General features: G+C 62.3%; 13 protein-coding genes and 4 pseudogenes. 12 read left to right on the top strand and 5 right to left on the bottom strand.

What is annotated here, in order from left to right; all coding sequences use genetic code 11:
• The first annotated feature begins 911 nt into the window (after positions 1–911).
• The 7 genes and pseudogenes from ACTGJ9_RS29600 to ACTGJ9_RS29570 all read left to right on the top strand — a co-directional run bounded on the left by ACTGJ9_RS29600 (position 912) and on the right by ACTGJ9_RS29570 (position 8,505).
• Complete coding sequence (locus tag ACTGJ9_RS29600) at positions 912–1,541, top strand: FMN-dependent NADH-azoreductase (RefSeq protein ID WP_456673942.1); 630 nt, start codon at positions 912–914, stop codon at positions 1,539–1,541.
• 36 nt (positions 1,542–1,577) lie between these two features.
• Positions 1,578–2,341: pseudogene (locus ACTGJ9_RS29595) on the top strand (MDR/zinc-dependent alcohol dehydrogenase-like family protein).
• A gap of 122 nt (positions 2,342–2,463) precedes the next feature.
• Positions 2,464–2,675, top strand: a pseudogene (locus ACTGJ9_RS29590) (arsenical resistance protein ArsH); the annotation flags it as partial.
• 331 nt (positions 2,676–3,006) lie between these two features.
• A complete protein-coding gene (locus ACTGJ9_RS29585; RefSeq protein ID WP_456673941.1) occupies positions 3,007–3,357 on the top strand; it encodes a hypothetical protein in 351 nt (116 codons plus the stop codon).
• A 93-nt stretch (positions 3,358–3,450) separates the two neighbouring features.
• Positions 3,451–3,858, top strand: a complete 408-nt coding sequence (locus ACTGJ9_RS29580; RefSeq protein WP_456673940.1) for a FixH family protein — start codon at positions 3,451–3,453, stop codon at positions 3,856–3,858.
• A pseudogene (locus ACTGJ9_RS29575) lies at positions 3,855–5,251 on the top strand (efflux RND transporter periplasmic adaptor subunit); the annotation flags it as partial. The gene ACTGJ9_RS29580 and the pseudogene ACTGJ9_RS29575, both read left to right, overlap by 4 nt.
• Positions 5,252–5,261: 10 nt before the next feature.
• Positions 5,262–8,505, top strand: a pseudogene (locus ACTGJ9_RS29570) (efflux RND transporter permease subunit).
• Positions 8,506–8,538: 33 nt separating this feature from the next.
• On the opposite strand, the gene ACTGJ9_RS29565 reads toward ACTGJ9_RS29570, so the two are convergent.
• From ACTGJ9_RS29565 to ACTGJ9_RS29545, 5 genes are all read right to left on the bottom strand, one after another.
• Positions 8,539–8,751: a hypothetical protein gene (locus ACTGJ9_RS29565; protein WP_456673939.1), complete on the bottom strand. Its 213-nt coding sequence runs from the start codon at positions 8,749–8,751 to the stop codon at positions 8,539–8,541.
• Positions 8,752–8,854: 103 nt separating this feature from the next.
• Entirely contained in the window at positions 8,855–9,400 is a 546-nt protein-coding gene (locus ACTGJ9_RS29560) for a carboxymuconolactone decarboxylase family protein (protein WP_456678673.1), read from the bottom strand.
• A 34-nt stretch (positions 9,401–9,434) separates the two neighbouring features.
• Entirely contained in the window at positions 9,435–10,070 is a 636-nt protein-coding gene (locus tag ACTGJ9_RS29555; protein ID WP_456678672.1) for a nitroreductase family protein, read from the bottom strand.
• 171 nt (positions 10,071–10,241) lie between these two features.
• Positions 10,242–11,159, bottom strand: coding sequence for an NADP-dependent oxidoreductase (locus ACTGJ9_RS29550; protein WP_456678671.1), 918 nt, complete (start codon positions 11,157–11,159; stop codon positions 10,242–10,244).
• Positions 11,160–11,535: 376 nt separating this feature from the next.
• Entirely contained in the window at positions 11,536–11,892 is a 357-nt protein-coding gene (locus ACTGJ9_RS29545; RefSeq protein WP_456673938.1) for an OsmC family protein, read from the bottom strand.
• Between the two features lie 947 nt (positions 11,893–12,839).
• On the opposite strand from ACTGJ9_RS29545, the gene ACTGJ9_RS29540 reads away from it, so the two are divergent.
• From ACTGJ9_RS29540 to ACTGJ9_RS29520, 5 genes are all read left to right on the top strand, one after another.
• On the top strand, positions 12,840–14,078 hold the full coding sequence (locus ACTGJ9_RS29540) for an efflux RND transporter periplasmic adaptor subunit (protein WP_456673937.1): 1,239 nt from the start codon (positions 12,840–12,842) through the stop codon (positions 14,076–14,078).
• Positions 14,075–17,248, top strand: coding sequence for an efflux RND transporter permease subunit (locus tag ACTGJ9_RS29535; protein ID WP_456673936.1), 3,174 nt, complete (start codon positions 14,075–14,077; stop codon positions 17,246–17,248). The genes ACTGJ9_RS29540 and ACTGJ9_RS29535 overlap by 4 nt, the downstream gene beginning before the upstream one ends.
• 296 nt (positions 17,249–17,544) lie before the next feature.
• The gene (locus ACTGJ9_RS29530) at positions 17,545–17,946 is read left to right on the top strand and encodes an SPW repeat domain-containing protein (RefSeq protein ID WP_456673935.1); all 402 of its coding nucleotides are present in this window, start codon (positions 17,545–17,547) and stop codon (positions 17,944–17,946) included.
• Between the two features lie 234 nt (positions 17,947–18,180).
• Positions 18,181–19,203: a hypothetical protein gene (locus ACTGJ9_RS29525; RefSeq protein ID WP_456673934.1), complete on the top strand. Its 1,023-nt coding sequence runs from the start codon at positions 18,181–18,183 to the stop codon at positions 19,201–19,203.
• Between the two features lie 119 nt (positions 19,204–19,322).
• Positions 19,323–19,529, top strand: a complete 207-nt coding sequence (locus ACTGJ9_RS29520; protein WP_456673933.1) for a DUF3095 family protein — start codon at positions 19,323–19,325, stop codon at positions 19,527–19,529.
• Positions 19,530–19,534 lie beyond the last annotated feature (5 nt).

The raw sequence follows: 19,534 nt of genomic DNA, 5'->3' as shown, positions 1-19,534 counted from the left end.
AACACTTCCGTTGCCGCCCTTGGACCCGTTTCTAAGCTCTGAACATTTTGTGGCCCGGGTAACAATCAAGCTGTTCTTTGCCCAGGTCTGGCGGTCGCACGGAGCTAAGTCGCCCCACCCGCCACTCGATTTTCCGACGTGGCTACAGCCGGCGCCGAGCGCGACCGGTTATCGGGGCAGACCGTTATTCAGCAGGTCGGCGGACAAGATTAGCGCGCGGGCCATGCTCATCACGTGCTCGGCAGGTGCGGCACTCACGTATATCTTGATGCCGCGACGAGCGCGACAATTGCGCGCTCGCTCAAGTCGAGCGGTAGCGGCATGCTTTTTTACCCCGGCTTCGGCGCAGCATGCTGCTGGCTGTTCTGGCAACCTCAAGCAGCGGTCGGTTCGTCAGAGTCGGCCGCTCGCACATTCTGTCGAATTGTTTGAACACAAGGACCGGCGCAGCAGTATTCCCCGCTGCTATTGAAATTATACATGGCGGCTATTGGAAAATCTCGTCCCGCGCTGCGATTAACGGCTATGCGCTGAAAGGCGGGAAGGCCAATTTTCCCGAATTTCACATCTCTATATCGAGCTGGCTCGTACGAGCTCGATCAGAAAGCGGGTGACTTTCCGGAGGGAACGATCTTCTTCAAGGAAGTCACGGAGGCCGGGTTACCAAAACTTCAATCATCACGAGCCGAAGGCGCAGACAGCTAAGCTGCACCCAAGCTCCGAATGCGCCTTCTGCTACATGGGGAGCGCTAAGAAAGACGACGTCTTGACCCAATATCGACTGCTAGATAAATGAAATTCTCAACAGTCTACCGGTTCATCGAGCCGACGAACTTGATTGCGCGACGCTTGTGCGGACTTGAAGGGCTGGTTGACACGGCGGGTTTCGTAGCGCCGCGGGGATCGCTCGCATGAAGATCCTCCACATTGATTGCAGCCCGCGTCCAGAATCGCACAGCCGTCAGCTTTCGGCGGCGATCGTGAAGAGGCTCCTTGAGGCTGCCCCTGCTGCAACCGTCAGCCGGCGAGACCTTGGCACAGGTCCGTTGTCGCATGCCTCGCCGGACTACGCGACCGCCCTGTCGTCGCCGGCCACGTTGGCGGCTCCGCCGAGCGGCGCGCTGGATCTTTCCGAAGCACTTATTCGGGAAGTCGAGAGGGCCGATGTGGTCGTTATCGGAACTCCCATGCACAACCTGACCGTTCCCTCCGTCCTCAAGGCGTGGATCGACCAAATCCTGCGCGCCGGGCGCACGTTCCTGTCGACGCCGGCAGGGAAGGTGGGATTGCTCCGGGATCGTCCGGTGTTTGTCGGCATCGCTTCCGGCGGAGTCTTTACCGGCGAGAAAGCCAATCAGCCCGATTTTCTCACGCCGTATCTATCGGCTGTACTGGGCAGCATCGGGCTGAAAACCGTGCAATTTCTTCCCGTGCAGGCTACCGCGTTCCTTGCTGAGGACCAGGCGACATTGGCGAGAGAGAAGGCCCTGGCGGCGCTCGACCTGACGGTCATGAGGAAGTTTCCATGTCCGATCGTGTGACGCGTCCGATGCGTATGAGCCGGGCCCACAATTCTTGTGAAGGCGATGGTCGTAAACACCAGGTTGCGGGAACTGCCGGGATGAGGATTGTGGAGGGCCCGGGCCGCAGGCAGCGATCAACGAGGTCATCGTTCAGGTTCATGCGTCGGGAAACACTCCGGTGAGCTAATATGGCATTCGACCTGGACCGATCGCCTCCACCGTGACCAGACGCCGACAATTCCCGACCAGGAGCTGGCGGGTGTGATCACTGCTCTCGGCTATGGCACGAGGGACTGTCGCTAGGGCAGGGCGAGTTCGGCTTTCGGAGCCGTATCGCGGCGGCACGCTTGGCAAGTATGTGGCCGTGGGCCGCTGCCGGGCGACATCGACTTCAAAGTGGGTGCGGCCTTGGCTATGCCGGGCCTCACCGCTGGCCGCCTTCAGGCGGGGCAGAGCGTGCTCGCGCAGGGCGCGGTCGGCGCAGTGGGGTTGATGGTGGCGCAACTCGCACGATTGGCCGGCGCCTGTCGGTCCGGTGTTCGATGTTACCGGCGGCGGCATTGCGAACCGGTCGAACCCTGATCCGGCCCGGCGTAACACTGGTGACCATTGCCAGCCAACCGAGGTGCAGGCGGCCGACCGCCTGGCGATCGACTTTTGTTCTCCCTGTCCGATCGTGCCCAACTAGATCGTCCAGCGGGTGCGAGACGGAGGACTGCGGACGAACATCGCGACATTGCGACCTCGACGATGCCGTCCCTGCTTTCAGGTTAACCAAGCGGATCACCGGCCAGATGATCATCAGTGTTCGTCCGTAATGAACTTGGGGAGGGCGAGTGATCCGCTCATCGTTGGGATCCGGGAAAAGGCTTACACTGAGAGCAAGCTGCAGGTGGAGGGGCTGGCGTTTGCCGAGGCGCGGCGCTGGTCGCATGTTTTGAGCAATGCGGCGAAAGCCTACGAACAATTCGACGAGCACGGACGGATGAAGCCGTCGGCGTACATGACCGCATCGTCGACGTCCTGAACGGGTTAGTGAAGTCTACTCTGCTGACGCGTGGCGCGTCGTGCTACCTGACGGACCGCTACAGCGAACGGAAAGAGGCAGCCGAAAAGCTCGACCAGCGCATGCGGCTGGACAAGGCGATCTGAACCGTTTTGATTGTGCGACCGCGATCGCGCGGCCGAACAACAGGAGGGGAGCATTCGGAAGCTCCGGGAAGCCGCTGATCGCGGCGAGCCCAGCACCTCATGCCGGCTTGGGCTTGAGAGCCGACGAAGTGGCTTTTGGCCAGTGGATATGCGTCCCGCTACATGTTGGCCAGGCCCGTCCTGACCGCATCGATACCGGGGCCGTCCAGAGCCACGAATCCTCCTTGGCGGGCCAAAACGACCGGCTCAGCTATGTCGCTGAGGATCCCGGGTGGCGAACATGTGAAGGGGGCCGACTTCCAAAGCGACCCCACCCGTGGGATGCTTGGGTATGAATCTGCGACGACTGCTCAGAGTTGCGTTCGCGGTCTTGGTGACCGCCGGTTTGACGTTGGCGCCCTTCGCGGCGCCGGCGGTGGCGCAAGCTCGTCCGGACGGCATGACCGACATGTCGATGTCGGCCGACGTGCCTTGTTGCCCCGACGAGCAGAAGAGCAAGGATTGTCAGGACTGCCCGCTGGTTGCGATGTGCGTCCTGAAGACGGCCCAGGCGGGACCGTCCGAGGCAGCGACCCTTCCGCTGCGGCACGCGATCCGGACCACGCACTTGGTCGCGGACGACCTGGTCGGCGACGGCTTGAGCCGCCCACCTCCGGACCAACCCCCTCGAACCCTGGCCTGAACGGCGCTTAGCGCCGATTGCGTCCGTGCGCCTCGCGCTCGCGGATGACGCGCGCCGTCTCGGCGGCGATCCAGGACAATCGAGGACCAGAAAATGAAGACCTCTACCTTTGGGCGCGCCATGCAGGCCGCGTTGATCGCTGCGAGCATCGGCAGCACAAGCACGGCCGTATTGGCCGACATCAAGGACTACAAGTTCGAGCTCGTCGACCAGTCGGTCCAGGCCGGCCCCGACAAGGTCATCACCGTCAGGCTCGTGAACACGAAGACCGGCAAGCCGGTACCGGACGCCGTGATCTTCGCCAGCCGTTTGGACATGGCTCCGGACGGCATGCAGGAGATGGCGACCAAGGTCACGCTGATGCCGGGAACGGAGCCGGGCACGTATCGTTTCAAGGCGACGTTCGGCACGGCGGGGCGGTGGCAACTTTCGCTCGGCGCCAAGGTCCAGGGTGAGACCGGCACCGTCGAGAACAAGCTCGTCGTCACGGCGCAGAAGTGACCCGCCGCTTCGCAGCAAGCCCGACCGCCGCGATGATCGCGGCGGTCGGCATCGCGCTCGTCGTCGCCGGCCCGCAGCGGCCGGCGACGCGAACCGTCGCCGTGATCGGCCCCGCTGCGGCCGAGGAGCGCGGCGCCCCGATCTATTACCAGGATCCGGACGGGAAGCCGTCATACTCGCTGGTGCCGCGAAAGACCCCGGATGGCCGGGATTACCGCGCCGTGCCCGCTGGCGCCGACCTCAGCTTCGACGAGGAGGCGGGAAGTCCGCCGGCATCGACAACGGCCGGCGGCTCCGGAGAGCGCAAGATCAAATACTACCGCAATCCCATGGGCCTGCCGGACACCTCACCGACGCCGAAGAAGGATTCCATGGGGATGGACTACATCCCTGTCTACGAGGGCGATGACAGCGACGACGGATCGATCAAACTCTCGCCCGGCAAGATTCAGCGGACCGGCGTCAAGTCGGAGCCCGCAGCGATGCGGGTGATCCGGACCATCGTCAGGGCACCTGGCACGATTGCCCTCGACGAACGGCGCATCTCCGTGATCGCCATGAGATCAGAAAGTTTCATCCTGAAGGTCGCAGACGTCACGACGGGTTCGCATGTCATGAAGGGCCAGCCGCTGATGGAGGTCTACAGCCCATCCGTTTCCTCGGCTGCGGCCGAGTACCTCGCAACGATCACCTCGAAGACCACGGGGGCGATGTTCAGTACGGGCGCGGCTCCCGGCAGCGCCTGATGAACCTGGATGTGCCCGAGAGCGCCATTGCCGCCATCGAGAAGAGCCGAACTGTGCCCACCTCGGTCGACTGGACCTCTCCGCGTGACGGCATCGTGCTGGAGCGCAATGCCATCGAGGGCATGCGTGTACAGCCAGGTGGGGTGCTGTTCCGGATCGCCGACCACTCCGTTGTTTGGGCGCTGATCGATGTCGCCGAACGCGATCTGGGCGTGATCACCAAGGGGCAATCGGTCACGGTGAAGGCGCGGAGCTTTCCCGGACGTGAGTTCAGCGGAAAAGTTCAGGTCATCTACCCCGAGATCAACAAGGAGACGCGAACGGCGCGCGTGCGCATCGAACTGGAGAACCCGGAGCTGATCCTCCTGCACGACATGTATGTCGACGCCGAGATCGACACCGGCAGCGGCGAGACGGTGCTCGCCGTGCCGGAGAGCGCCATGATGGACACCGGCAGCCGGCAGGCCGTTTTCGTCGACAAGGGGCAGGGTCGGCTGGAGCCGCGCGAGGTCAAGCTCGGCAATCGTGGCGGCGGCTTCGTGGAAGTCCGGCACGGCCTCGCGGAGGGCGAGGCCGTGGTGATCTCGGCGAACTTCCTGATCGATGCTGAAAGCAATCTGAAGGCCGCGCTGAAGGGCTTTGCCGAGGGGCGCAGCAATGATTGGCCGCCTCATCGCCTGGTCCGCCCGCAACCTGCTGCTGGTGCTGTTCGGGACCGGCTTCGCCGCCGCTGCGGGGCTCTATGCGCTTCTGCATCTGCCGCTCGATGCGATCCCGGATCTCTCGGACACCCAGGTCATCGTCTACACGGAGTATCCCGGCCAGGCGCCGCAGGTGATCGAGGACCAGGTCACCTATCCGCTGACGACGGCGATGTTGACCGTCCCGAAATCGAAGGTGGTCCGCGGCTTCTCGTTCTTCGGCGTCTCGTTTGTCTACGTCATCTTCGAGGACGGCACTGACATCTACTGGGCGCGCTCGCGGGTGCTGGAGTTCCTCAATGGCGCGACCTCGCGCCTGCCGACCGGTGTCACTCCCACGATCGGTCCCGACGCGACCGGCGTCGGCTGGGTCTACCAGTACGCCGTGATGTCGAAGGAACTGAACCTCGCCGACACGCGGACCGTCCAGGACTGGAATCTGAAGTTTGCACTCGCGAAGGCCGAGGGCGTCGCGGAGGTGGCGAGCGTCGGCGGCTTCGTCAAGCAATACAATGTGATTCTCGATCCGCAGCGCATGCGCGACCTCGGCATCACCATGCAGAAGATGCGCGACGCCATTCGCGCCAGCAACGCCGACGTCGGCGGGAGGACGGTCGAGCTGTCCGAGTTCGAGTACGTCATCCGCGGCAAGGGCTACATCAAGTCGATCAACGACCTCGGCAACATCGTCCTGAAGACCTCCGGCGGCACGCCGGTGCTGCTGCGCGAAGTCGCTCGCGTCGAACTCGGCCCCGACGAGCGCCGAGGCATCACGGAGCTGAACGGCGAGGGCGAGGTCGCCAGCGGCATCGTGCTGCAGCGCTTTGGCCTGAACGCGCTGGAGGTCATCGAGAACGTCAAGAAACGCTTCAAGGAGATCGCCTCCAGCCTGCCGAAATCGGTGGAGATCGTCCCGGTCTACGACCGCTCCAACCTGATCTATGCGGCCATCGCCACCCTCAAACACACGCTGTTCGAGGAAAGCGTCGTGGTCGCACTGGTCTGCATCGTGTTTCTGCTGCACGTTCGAAGCGCCCTGGTTGCGATCCTAATGCTGCCAGTCGGGGTGCTGATGGCCTTCGGCGCCATGAAGCTGTTAGGGCTCGGCTCCAACATCATGAGCCTCGGCGGGATCGCGATCGCGATCGGCGCCATGGTCGACGCGGCCATCGTCATGATCGAGAACGCCCACAAGCACCTCGAGCGGGCGGAGCCCGGACGCTCCAGGATCGACATCCTGATCGCCGCGGCTGCCGAAGTTGGGCCGGCACTCTTCTTCAGCCTGCTGATCATCACCGTGTCGTTCATGCCGATCTTCACGCTGGAGTCGCAGGAGGGGCGTCTGTTCAGCCCGCTGGCGTTCACCAAGACGTTCTCGATGGCGGCCGCCGCGCTTCTGTCGGTGACGTTGGTGCCGGCTCTGATGGTGATCTTCGTGCGCGGGTGGATCGTTCCGGAGCACAGGAATCCGATCAACCGCTTCCTGATCTGGATCTACCGCCCGGTGATCAAGGGCGTGATGCGGGCAAAGATTCTGGTGATCGTGCTCGCGCTGGCGGCCCTCGCGGTGAGCATCTGGCCAGCGCGCCAACTCGGCACGGAGTTCATGCCGAACCTCAACGAAGGCACGCTGCTCTACATGCCGACAACGCTGCCGGGCATCTCCGTGACGAAGGGCGGGCGAACTGATGCAGGCCCAGGACCGCATCATCCGGTCGTTTCCGGAAGTCGCCTCGGTCTACGGCAAGGCGGGGCGCGCCGCGACCGCCACCGACCCGGCCCCGTCCGAGATGTTCGAGACAATCGTCAACCTCAAACCGAAGGAGGAGTGGCGGCCCGGCATGACCGTCGACGCTCTGATCGCCGAGATGGACAAGGCGCTGCAGTTTCCGGGCGTTTCGAATGCCTGGACCATGCCGATCAAGGCGCGCATCGACATGCTGTCGACGGGCATCCGGACTCTGATCGGCGTCAAAGTCATCGGCACCGACCTGGTCGAGATCGACAAGCTCGCCAAGGAGGTCGAGCAGGTCCTCAAGGCGGTGCCGGGCACCTCCTCTGCGTATGCCGAGCGCGGCATCGGCGGCTACTATCTGGAAATCACGCCGGACCGGGCGGCGCTGGCGCGCTACGGGATCATGGTCCAGGACGTGCAGGACACGATCGCGACGGCGCTCGGCGGCCAGACGGTGACGACAACCGTCGAAGGGCGGCAGCGCTTCACCGTCAACATGCGCTATCCGCGCGACCTGCGCGACAATCCGCAGGCCATCGCCAGCGACGTGCTGGTGCCGATGCCCGCTGGCGGCGCGGTACCGCTCGGTGAGGTCGCGAAAATTGCGCCGGCGCGCGGGCCGACCTCGATCCGCACCGAGAACGGGCAGCTCGCGACCTATATCTACGTCGACATCCGCGACCGCGACCTCGGCGGCTACGTCGCCGACGCCAAAGCCGCTGTGCAGGCCAGCATCCAGTTTCCGGCCGGCTACTACGTCATGTGGAGCGGCCAGTACGAATACCTGGAGCGGGCCACCGCGCGGCTGAAGATCGTTGTGCCCGTGACGCTGCTGATCATCTTCCTGCTGCTCTACCTGAACTTCCGTTCGATCACCGAGACGATCATCGTGATGCTCTCCCTGCCGTTCGCGCTCGTCGGCGGGTTGTGGCTGATGTGGTGGCTAGGCTTCAACCTGTCCGTCGCAGTCGCGGTCGGCTTTATCGCGCTCGCGGGCGTCGCCGCAGAGACCGGCGTCGTCATGCTGATCTATCTCAACCAGGCGGTGTCGGAGATCAAGGTCGAGCGCGACATGGAAGGTCGGGCGCTGACCCGTGGCGACCTCTACGACGCCATCATGGAGGGGGCGGTGGAGCGGGTCCGGCCGAAGATGATGACCGTGGTCGCCATCATGGCGGGGCTGCTGCCGATCATGTGGAGCACCGGGACGGGATCCGAGATCATGCAGCGCATCGCGGTGCCGATGATCGGCGGCATGATCTCTTCCACGCTGCTGACGTTGATCGTGATCCCGGCGATGTTCGGGCTGGTCAAGGGATTCAGACTGCCGCAGGACCACCGCTGGACCCCGCCGCGGATCCGCAAGCAGATCGAGCGTGTCCAAGCTGTACCGGAGCCAGTCGAATTTGCGGTGAACGTCGCATCCCGAAAGGTTTGGCCATGCAGCTCGACCTCCCTCATTTAGGAGTGAAAAAAAGTCACCTCTGATCTCCGATTTTCACGCGTTGGCCAAGCGCAGTACCCTGATTGACTGCAATAACACGACGGCGCTGCTGACGAACAACAGGCCGCCGCGCAGGCTCCAAGCGGCGAGCACCTTCGTGCTGCCCTTCCAGGTCTTCTCCGATTCCGCTATCCTGTCCGTTAATCTCGCAAGGTGCCATTTTGCGTCACTTTTGGCTTTCGGAAAACCCTCGTCGGCACGGACCAAAGCCCGGAGGCGCTCCCTGGGCGCATCCAGGCAGTGGCGTTACGCTCGCATCAGATAAACGCTCCGAGCACTCCAGGAGATGTTCGATAAGACGGGATAGAGTTCAGATCGAGCCAGCCGGCGCAACGGCGGGAAAGTCCTTCTCGGGATCGAACACATTGTTGAAAAAGTTCGTCAGTGAGTACATGGCAACCAGCGCGACGATCTCGATGACGTTCGCATCCGTGTAGCCCGCATCGCGGACAGCCTTCAGATCGGCGTCGCTGATCTTGCCGCGGGTCTCGGTGACTTTGCGCGCGAACCAGATCCCGGCGTCCCGCTTCCGGTCGCTGGCATGACCCATCCGAGCGAGAGTGATTTCATTGGCCGGCAGCTTGGCCATATGATCGGCCGTATAACTGTGAACCGTCAGGCAATAGTCGCAGCCATTCACTTCGGAGACGGCGAGACCGATGCTGTCACGCGTCTTTACGTCGAGCGCCTTGCTCAAGGAGCCGAGCAGGGCGGCCCATGCGTTGAACGCGATCGGGCTTGCCGCGAAAGTCGCCATCATGTTCGGCGTGAACCCGATGATCCCGGTGAACATGTCGAGGGTCGGTTTCGAATCGGGCGGCACTTGTTCTGCTTTTAGAGCTGCAATCCTGGGCATCATGTTCTCTGTAAGTTGCTGGTTTCACTAGTAATCAGACGAGGTTCAGCACATCACCCACCGGCCGCCGCGGCTTCTGTGGCCAGTTTCCCGGACGCTCCGCCCCTACGGACAACAGCATGACCGGTACTTCGTCCTTCGTAAGCCCGAACTCGCGGTGCACTTCTTCAGCATTGAAACCGATCATCGGGGTTGAACCCAGGCCTAGCGAGCGGGCCGCATAAATCATCGCTGCCGCGCCGAAGGTGCCGGTGCGTACGGCCTCGTCGCGCTGGCGCTGTGGATATTCCATGTACAGGTCGCGTGCGGGGATCTCCCATTCCGGCACCATCTTTGCCGGCATGATGCCCTCTTCTACCAGCGGTGCCAGACGCTCGGGTACCACGCTGGAGTCGGCCAACTGGCCGCAGATGATGAAGGTAACAGCCGCTTCCGTGATCGCGGGTTGACTCCAAGCGATCGGACTAAGGCGAGCCTTGGCTTCCGGCGTGCGCACGGCGATGAAGCGCCAGTTCTGCAAGTGGAAGGATGTCGGCGCGGTGGTCCCGATTCGAACCAACTCGCGGATTTGATCGTCGCTCAACGTGGCGGCAGGGTCGTAGTATTTCGTGGCGCGGCGGCTCAGGATGCATTCGATGACCTCATTGGTCATAGTTCTTCTGCTGGTCATGGTGATTCCGTTGGTCAGGTTGTTGTTCTGCGTGAGGGAATAGGTCGAGATAGTGAAGGGCTGTTGCTCCTTTTTTACTCCAAAGGCTACGGAGCCCGTTCGGTGGTATCCCACTTTGCTCTGGTCTTCTGATAAGACGCGGCTGGCCACTTGCATCGAAGCCGCACGTCGTCAGGGACGAGTGCGGATGATCGTCTTCCCGCTGATGCGCTCGGTCTGATTGAAAGCGGCGACGGCGTCATCGAGGATCGAGACGTTGCCGATGTTCGTCAGCAGTCGTCCGTTCCGCACCCGCTGAACGATCTCACTCAGTTGGGCACGATCGGACTCGACGACGAAGTCGACCGCCAAGCCGTCGGCGGCTCGCGCCTCGCTCGGCCCGACGATAGACACCAACGTTCCTCCGGCTCTAACCAGGCGCGCGGAACGCTTCCCGATGTCGCCGCCGATGACATCGAACACCAGATCGACTCCGCCGACGTCTTCCAGCACGTCGTTGTCGAGGCTAACGAACTCGTTCGCGCCGAACTCGAGCGCCTTTTGACCATGAGCGGCGCGCCCGGTGCCGATGACGTAAGCGCCGGCCTCTCGTGCGAGCTGCGTCACGATGGATCCGACTGCGCCGGCCGCGCCGTGCACGAGAACGCTCTGCCCCGCCTGAAGGCGGCCGTGCACGAACAGTCCCTGCCACGCCGTGAGGCCCGAGATTGGCGGACTCGCGCCCACTATGAAGTCGACGTCACCCGGGAGCGGCGCAAGGTTACGCGCCTCCATTGCTACATACTCCGCCAGGGTGCCGTCGCGATACCAGTCGGCGAGACCGAACACCCGCTGTCCAACCGACAGCCCCGTTGTGCCATAGCCGAGGGCGACGACAATTCCGGCCAGCTCATGTCCGGGAATCGACGGTGTTCGGTCGCGATCGAGGCGGTCGGTCCATGTAGAGGGCCACTCCAGCTCAGTGGGGACGAATCCCGACGCATGAACTTGAACGACGACGTCGTTGATCGCCGCTCGAGGCTGAGGCCGATCCACAAGCCTCATCCCCGCAGTTCCCGCGGCCTGGTCCGTTACGACAATTGCCTTCATCATCGGCCTCCTTCTGTGTGGTGTGTCGTTATTTCGAGTTCTCTTGCAGACGAGCAAAAGTACGATCATGAAAATCGATGGTCTAATGACGGGTGGCTATGTGAATCGATGCCATGAACGCGAAAGACCAGAGCGCGTCGGCGGAGCGAATACCCGCGGGGCATCGCGCGTCGCGAACTGAAGACCCTGGGGTATGATGGGCTGTGATACCCCGGTGCGTTGGTCGACGGCACGAGAGACGGTCAATCCGGAGTGATATTCGGGATCGGGAGTAGAGCCACGTCGTCCTCGTAGCTGGCCTGAGGGCTTTCGTTGTGACCGGAAGTTGTAACGTCCAGGCGTGTGGTAACATCCGCACTAGTACCGAGAATGTGGCCTACCGGACAGAGGTTCGCGGCTTCCAACAAGAATGTGCGCTGCTGCGTGTCAAGATCTCCTTCAAGCACCAGGGTGCGCTCGAAGGAATCCTTTTGCCTTGGGAGCCGTGGCGGAAGCTGACGCCCACCTCCACGCGCTCCAGCGGGACTTTCTGGCGCTGAGCCTGAAAACGAACGCTCATAGCAGTGCATGCGGCAAGAGACGCGCTGAGAAGGTCGTAAGGATTGGGTCCAGAAGAATCGTGCCCGATGCCATCTGGGCCGCCGACAGCAAACCGAGATTCGCCGACATGGCAAATCAGCGCGCCATGATTGGTGGGGTCGGTTGCGACAACAACTTCGCGAATCTTGGTCACGATTAGGTCCTGATCCTTCGAATGATTCATCCGTCGACTTCCGCGAGCGTGTCCGCCAGTGACAGCGCGAAATAGACTCTTAGCTGTGCTGGGAGATCCCAGCCTTGCGTCCACGCAAGCGAGCGCGTTCAGCAAGTAAGTCCGAAGACCATTCAGGTAAAGTTATCATTTCCATAATCGTCAGGAATGCTCCGTAGAGCGTATCGAATTTCGGGTGAACAACTCCATCAATGTGTAGCGGGCCTATGGTCTTCCGGTCACGAAGAATGCATTAACTTCCAGTCAGCGGAAGTCCCAGGACGCGAACGAGCACACCGTTTTTCAAATTCAGTCCTCAAACGATACGTGACCTTCTTCAGTGATGGTTGCGCCAGACCTCCAAGGACGACACAACGAAGCTCGTCGTTACAGAGGAAAACGGTGGTGAAACATGGCGCGGGCCGATAACAGGCGTGGTGCTGTCGTCTCCTGAATGATCTTTAAGTTCTCTGGCGCAGAGTTGCCTCTTGGTCGAGATGCGCCAGAGTGTAAAAGCGCGTTCGTTATTCCTGCAGGGTTATGAATGGGCCACAGTGCCCCCCGCTTTTTGGGGTTCTCTTACGCCACGTACGAGCTTTGCTCGGAGCCCTGTACGCGACTCCGCGGCGCCGTCGATAGCCGGTGACTGCACGCGGCCTAGAAACGTCTGCAGAGTAAAGCGGCGCCGTCGAGTGCGATGCGGCTTCTGCGGTCCCTCGCTAATCGTCGTGCTCTCGGGTCGAGCGGCAATAAAGAACGTTTATCGACTCCATAGCGAGAGGTGATTTCAGTCGCCGACGTTCCAAGGTCACTCTCCAAACTATCGTCGAGGGGATACTTGCGGTTTCGCGATCGGCACGCGGACCAACATGGGAATCTTAAGAGTGGGTCGATATGCTAAGCAACGATGTATTCGAAATCCTCGCGCCGTGGGCGCGCTGACACTGCGGCCTGGGTCCTTAGCGGCGGCGGAACCTGCGGCGCGCAGTTCGTTTCGGCACCTTCGATGCGGCGCGCTGATCATTCTGCTGCTTGCGCTGACGCTCGTTGGCTGCGAAGACAAGGCGAAATCGCAGGCGGCCGCGCCTCCGCCACCGTCGGTGACAGTCGCGCAACCGGTGAAACGAACGGTCACCGACTGGGATGAGTTCACTGGCCGGTTCGAGGCGATCGAAGAGGTTCAGGTCCGCGCTCGCGTCGGCGGCTTCGTCAACAGGGTCGAGTTCACGGATGGTGCGATCGTTCATGCAGGCGATCTGCTTTACATCATCGATCCGCGCCCGTTTGAGGCGGTCGCTTTGCAGGCCCAAGGTCAACTCGACGACGCGCGGGCCAAGGAAGAGCTTGCGAAGCGTGAACTCGACCGTGGGCTGACCCTGGTTCGGACTAGCGCAGTTTCCGAACAGGTCGTCGACCAGCGTCGTCAGGCGTTGCAGGCGGCTCATGCGGCTGAGACGCAGGCCGAGGGTACATTGAAGGCCGCCCAGCTCAACGTCGAATTCACCCATGTGCTGGCGCCGATCACCGGCCGCGTCAGCCGCCATCTAGTGACCCCTGGAAATCTGGTGCAGGGCAGCGAAAGCGGCGCGACCCTGCTGACCTCGATCGTGTCGCTCGATCCGATCTACATCTATTTCGATGTCGACGAGCCGACCTATCAACGCAACAGCAAGCTGTGGTTTCAAGGCAGGCGGCCGAGTTCGCGCGACACCGCGAACCCGGTGCAGGTGGCGTTGACCGGCGAAACGAAGCCCTCGCATGAGGGCAAGATGGACTTCCTAGACAACCGGCTCGACGTCTCCACCGCGACGCTGCGCAGCCGCGCCATCATCCCCAACAAAGATCTCTCGATCCTACCCGGCCAGTTCGGCCGCGTTCGCTTGATCGGCAGCGCGCCCTATGAGGCGCTGCTGATTCCGGACGTCGCGGTCGCAACCGACCAGTCGCGCAAGATCGTGTTCGTGGTCAGGGACGACAATACGGTGGAGGCAAGGCCGGTGGTGCTCGGGCCCCTAGATGACGGCCTGCGGGTGATTCGCGAGGGCCTGAAGCCAGAGGACCACGTCATCATCGACGGCATTCAGCGCGCCCGCGTCGGCGCCAAGGTGACGCCATTCATGTCGCAAACGCAGGGGGGCGACAAGACTCCGCCAGGTGCCAAGCCATGAATCTCGGAAGGCTTTCCATCAACCAGCCTATCCTCGCGATGGTGCTGTCGATCGTGCTTCTGATCGTCGGCACGATCGCCTATCAGACGCTGCCGGTCTCGGAATATCCGCAGGCAGTGCCGCCGACCGTCACTGTGACTACGCAATATCCTGGCGCCTCAGCGCAGACGGTTTCCGACACCGTTGCAGCTCCCATCGAGCAGGAGATCAACGGGGTCGAGGACATGCTGTATCTCTACAGCCAGGCGACCTCGAACGGTCAGCTCACGATTACCGTCACCTTCAAGCTCGGCACCGATCTCGACAAGGCCCAGGTGCTGGTGCAGAACCGGGTGGCGATCGCGCAGCCCCGCTTGCCCGAGGAGGTCCAGCGCAACGGCGTCGTCACCCGCAAGAACTCGCCCGACATCCTGATGGTCGTGTTCATGCTGTCGCCGGACGAGAGTTTCGACCAGCTCTACATCTCCAATTACACGCTTCTGCAGGTCCGCGACCAGCTGCTGCGGCTTGACGGCATCGGTGACATTCAGATGTTCGGCGCGCGCGACTACTCGATGCGGCTTTGGCTTGATTCGGATAGGATCGCCAATCTCGGCCTGACCTCGACCGAAGTACTGGCGGCGATTAGGGCGCAGAACCTGCAGATCGCTGGCGGCCAGATCGCGGAGCCGCCGATCGCCGATCGCGCGTTTCAGCCAGATCTCGTCTTCACCGGCCGCCTCAAGGACATCAGGCAGTTCGAGGACATCGTGGTGAAGGCCGGCTCGGACGGCCGCACGGTGCGGCTGCGCGACGTTGCCCGCGTCGAGCTCGGTGCGCTCTCCTATGCCACCAGCAGCCGCATCCTGCGCAAGCCGGCGGTTGCAATGGTAGTGACCCAACGGCCCGGATCGAACGCGCTTGCCACAGCGAAGGCAATCTCTACGACTATGGCGAAGCTGAAGGAGAGGTTCCCGAAGGGGCTCGACTACAATATCGGCTACAACCCGACCGAATTCATCGCCCAGTCGGTCCACGAGCTGATCAAGACGGTCTACGAGGCGATGGCGCTCGTCGTCATCGTGGTGCTGGTATTCCTGCAGGGCTGGCGACCTGCAATCATCCCGATCATCGCGATACCCGTGTCGCTGGTAGGTACCTTCGCGGTAATGGCGGCGCTCGGATTCTCAATCAACAATCTGACGCTGTTCGGCCTTGTACTCGCCGTCGGCATCGTGGTCGATGACGCGATCGTGGTGGTCGAGAATGTCGAGCGACATCTCCGGAACGGTATGAGCCGGCGCGAGGCGGCGCTCAAGACAATGGGGGAGGTCGGCGGCGCACTGGTTTCGATCGCACTGGTGCTCTGCGCGGTGTTCGTGCCGACAGCTTTCCTCGGTGGCATTTCCGGGCAGTTCTTCCAGCAGTTCGCTGTCACCATCGCGGTCGCAACCGCGATCTCCTGCTTCTGCTCGCTGACGCTGTCACCCGCGCTAGCCTCGCAGATCCTGGTCCCGCATGAGGAGAAGCGGTCGCCTGCGCGTTGGAACCTGATCGCGCGCGGCTGGTCGGCCTTCAGTGGTGTCTTCAACCGTGTGTTCGATTGGCTGTCGAATGGCTATGCGGCTGTCGCAACCCTGGAGATCCGGCACTCCGCGCCGATGCTGTTGCTCTATGTCGCGTTGATCGGCAGCGCCGGTTGGCTGCTCGCGACCACCTCGCGGGGCTTCATCCCGGCGCAAGATCGCGGATACCTCATCATCTCGGTGCAATTGCCGGGCGCCGCGTCGCTTGCACGAACCGCTGCAATTGTGCGCGAGATCGAGCGGATTGCGCTGGATACGCCGGGTATTGTCCGGGTCGCGGCGTTCAGCGGCTTTTCCGGCGCAACCCGCACGCAAGCCGGCAACGCCGCGGCGTTGTTCCCGGTGTTCGACGAGCCGGAGGCACGGCAGAAGAAGGGGCTGACGGCGGTTGCAATCACGGCCGATTTGCGCAAACGGCTGTCGACGGTCCAAGGCGCTTTCATCATCGTCATTCCACCGCCCGCGGTGCCGGGCATTGGCACCGGCGGCGGCTTCGCTATCCGCATCCAGGATCGACAAGGGCGCGGTCCCGAACTGCTCGCAGCCGCGACCAACGAACTCGTCAGCGCCGCGCGAAAGTCGCCAAAGCTGACCTCGGTGTTCTCGCCCTATTCGGCGAACACGCCGCAGCTGTTCGTCGATGTTGATCGCGTCAAGGCGCAGAAGCTCGGTGTCCCCATCGCCAGCATCACCGACACGATTGAAACGTACTTCGGCTCGACCTATGTCAACGACTTTAACCTGTTCGGGCGGACCTACCACGTCACTGCGCAGGCCGACCTGCCGTTCCGGAAGGAGACCAGCGATCTTGCGCGTCTGCGCACCCGCAACGCCGTCGGCGACATGGTGATGCTCGGGAGCATCGTGGACTTCAAGGACATTTCCGGGCCAGACCGTGTCGCGCGTTACAATCTATACTCGGCGTCCGAGGTGCAAGGTGAGCCGGCGCCAGGTGTGAGCTCGGCGACAGCGCTCGACACCATCAAGAAGATCGCCGACGAAACCTTGCCGAGCGGTTTTTCCCTCGAATGGACTGATCTATCCTATCAACAAGTAACGGGTGGCAATGCCGGTCTCTATGTGTTCCCGATCTGCGTGCTGTTCGTCTATCTCGTGCTCGCCGCCCAATATGGCAGCTGGACGTTGCCGTTTGCGGTGATCCTGATCGTGCCGATGTGCCTGTTTGCCGCGACGATCGGTGTGCGTATCCTAGGCCAGGACGTCAACATCCTGACACAGATCGGCTTTGTGGTGCTGGTGGGCCTGGCCGCCAAGAACGCGATCCTGATCGTCGAGTTCGCGCGTGATATCGAGCTCGAGGGCAGGCCACGGCTGGAGGCGGTGATCGAGGCCTGCCGGCTCCGCCTGCGGCCGATCCTGATGACGTCGTTCGCCTTCATCCTAGGCGTGCTGCCGCTCGTGGTGTCGACCGGTTCCGGCTCGGAGATGCGCCAGGCGGTCGGGGTTGCGGTCTTTTTCGGTATGCTCGGCGTCACGCTGTTCGGCCTGATCTTCACGCCCATCTTCTATGTGGTGGTGCGCAACCTCGCGGAAGGAAAGAACGAGGGCAAGCCGACTCAGATACCCGCGGCTGCGGCAGGCTGACACGAAGTGGCGCCAATCCGCGACAAAGCCGGAACTTTTCAGCGCATGCGAGGCGCGGATGCGTTCACTTCTGCCGACTAACCCGCTTCTATCGCACCAGGCGAGTGGAATGGAAACGATAACGACCCGGCATTTTTAATGGGTGGCGTGCTGGCTTACCATTACTCAGCCGAGCTGCCCCGTGACGGTTTGAGGGAGTGCTCGCCAGCATAGGACCGCGGAGCCGTCCTCTTGGGTGGATGCACTCTCCGCGTCGCAAGGACCCACTCTAGCAACGAAACACGTAGGAGACACCGATGTCGTTCCGCTTCATCACCAGGTCTATCCACGCCTACCTGATCGATTATCCGATTGCGATCGTCTTGATCGCAATGCCGTTCGTGCTGAACCTCGGCCAGAGCGGACCGCTCGCAATGTGGCTTTCGGTTGTCGTCGGTGTGGCCGCGCTCCTCTTGGCCGCCCTGACCGACCATCCCACCGGGCTCGTCCACATCATTCCTTACTGGCTGCACCTTTGGGTAGATCGCGCGGTCGGTGTGGTCTTTGTCATCGCGCCTTTTGCCTACAAATTCGCTGGGCTCGACGCCTGGTATTATTGGGTCCTCGCTGCCGCTGTCCTGCTTACGACGTCGGTCTTGAACGTGCCTGAGGATCCGCTCGCGGCCCGTTCGGGATTGGGCAGGCGTAGAGCAGCTTGAAGGCGGCGGCTGCGTAGTCGAGCGTCGATACTTTGCCGATGTTGGTCTGCAGCCGTCCGTCACGAGCCCGCGCATCGTCGTATTCACGGCCGACGTAGCGATTCCAGCCGAGGGCGATACGCTTGGAGCTTGGGCCGGGATCATTCTGGATAGGACCGATGGTGGGGGCCTTGCACGGTTGCAGCCTTCGGGCGGTTCGGCCGCATTGCGCGCTTGATATTCGTAGGACTCAAGATGGCGTTTTCTCAGCCGCCGGACCGAAGCGCTACGATCGGGCCCCGCCTCGACTATTTGGCGCTGGCTCCCGCAGCAGCGGCCGTTTGCTACCCTTTTCTACTCCGGGCCTTTCATGCCGTCGTCCGCGCGCAGGGTGCAAGGCCTTCGCCTCTCGCAATTGCCGGCGCGACCCTGATCCTGGGTGTGGCCTTGGTCCTTCCGTTCCTCGCGCTCGCGCTCGCTTGCCGGCCCGGCGCCGATCCGGGGACCCGGCGGCTCGCCTATGCCGGCGTGGCGGCCCCAACCCTCTTCGTGTTTGTTGGCGTTGTTCAGGCCCTAATTCATAGCCCTCTCCCAGACGAACTCGTGTGGTGCGCGCTTTGGCTCTCGATCGCGATTTGGGCACAGACCGCCGACAGTCGCGCCGCGGCAACGCGACCGACCGTGGGGCGCTGGCGGATTGCTCACGGAATAACGGCGGCGGTCTTGTGCCTGTTCGTGGCGTTCCATCTGGCCAATCACCTGTTTGGGTTGATCGGCTCCGAGGCACATGCGTCCGTCATGAAGATCGGCCGCGTTGTCTACCGCTCTGGGCTAGGTGAACCGCTGCTGGTCGCGGCCATGCTTTTCCAGGTCGGCACCGGCGTGTTTCTAGCATGGCATTGGAGTGCCGCCCCGCAGGGCTTCCATCGGACATTCCAGGTCGCCTCGGGGGCCTACCTCTCGCTGTACATCCTTGGGCACATGAACTCGGTTTTTATCTACGCAAGAAGCTTTCTCGGCATACCGACCGATTGGAATTTCGCGATCGGCGCCCCGACTGGGCTCATTCATGACGCATGGAATATCCGCCTGTTGCCTCACTATGCGCTGGGCGTGTTTTTTGTCCTAAGCCACCTTGCGTCGGGCTTACGGATGGTACTCATCGCGCATGGCGTCGATCGGCTCGCGGCAAATCGTCTTTGGGGCGCGGGCGTCGCAATCTGCGCCTTTATCTCGGCAGCGATCATCGCGGGTATGTGCGGCGTTCGGATCAGCTAGGCGAGGGGGGCGCAGGGCACGCGGCCCGTGACTTCGCTTATTCAAGGTTGGCGCGCTTCCGGTAATCTCGTCGTGGCGCCGCGTTCGCGCTCGGCCCGCAGCTAATCGAGGCACGTAGGATGTTCGCTGATCGCCAATTGGCCGCAAATCTAACATGTTTTGTGCCATTACCCACGCAAGCTAATCACGTGCACTTCGTTGATGGTGCTTCCGGGGGCTACGCCTTCGCTGCCGCCAATTCGAAGCGGAATGTTGCGAGCAGCCTCGGTACCCAAGGATCTGGTGCGTTGGCTGCGCACGTCAAATCCATCCGACACTCGGTTTAGGTGTT

Origin of the sequence: Bradyrhizobium sp. RDM12 (genome assembly GCF_051917485.1) — a bacterium.
GTDB lineage: Bacteria > Pseudomonadota > Alphaproteobacteria > Rhizobiales > Xanthobacteraceae > Bradyrhizobium.
Note: the sequence above shows the minus strand (reverse complement) of the source record. Positions and strands in the feature narration are given on the sequence as shown.

Coding starts and splice junctions, on each gene's coding strand:
- ACTGJ9_RS29600 (WP_456673942.1), top strand. CDS start 912: ATGAAGATCCTCCACATTGATTGCAGCCCGCGTCCAGAATCGCACAGC.
- ACTGJ9_RS29585 (WP_456673941.1), top strand. CDS start 3,007: ATGAATCTGCGACGACTGCTCAGAGTTGCGTTCGCGGTCTTGGTGACC.
- ACTGJ9_RS29580 (WP_456673940.1), top strand. CDS start 3,451: ATGAAGACCTCTACCTTTGGGCGCGCCATGCAGGCCGCGTTGATCGCT.
- ACTGJ9_RS29560 (WP_456678673.1), bottom strand. CDS start 9,400: ATGCCCAGGATTGCAGCTCTAAAAGCAGAACAAGTGCCGCCCGATTCG.
- ACTGJ9_RS29555 (WP_456678672.1), bottom strand. CDS start 10,070: ATGACCAGCAGAAGAACTATGACCAATGAGGTCATCGAATGCATCCTG.
- ACTGJ9_RS29550 (WP_456678671.1), bottom strand. CDS start 11,159: ATGAAGGCAATTGTCGTAACGGACCAGGCCGCGGGAACTGCGGGGATG.
- ACTGJ9_RS29535 (WP_456673936.1), top strand. CDS start 14,075: ATGAATCTCGGAAGGCTTTCCATCAACCAGCCTATCCTCGCGATGGTG.
- ACTGJ9_RS29530 (WP_456673935.1), top strand. CDS start 17,545: ATGTCGTTCCGCTTCATCACCAGGTCTATCCACGCCTACCTGATCGAT.
- ACTGJ9_RS29525 (WP_456673934.1), top strand. CDS start 18,181: ATGGCGTTTTCTCAGCCGCCGGACCGAAGCGCTACGATCGGGCCCCGC.
- ACTGJ9_RS29520 (WP_456673933.1), top strand. CDS start 19,323: ATGTTCGCTGATCGCCAATTGGCCGCAAATCTAACATGTTTTGTGCCA.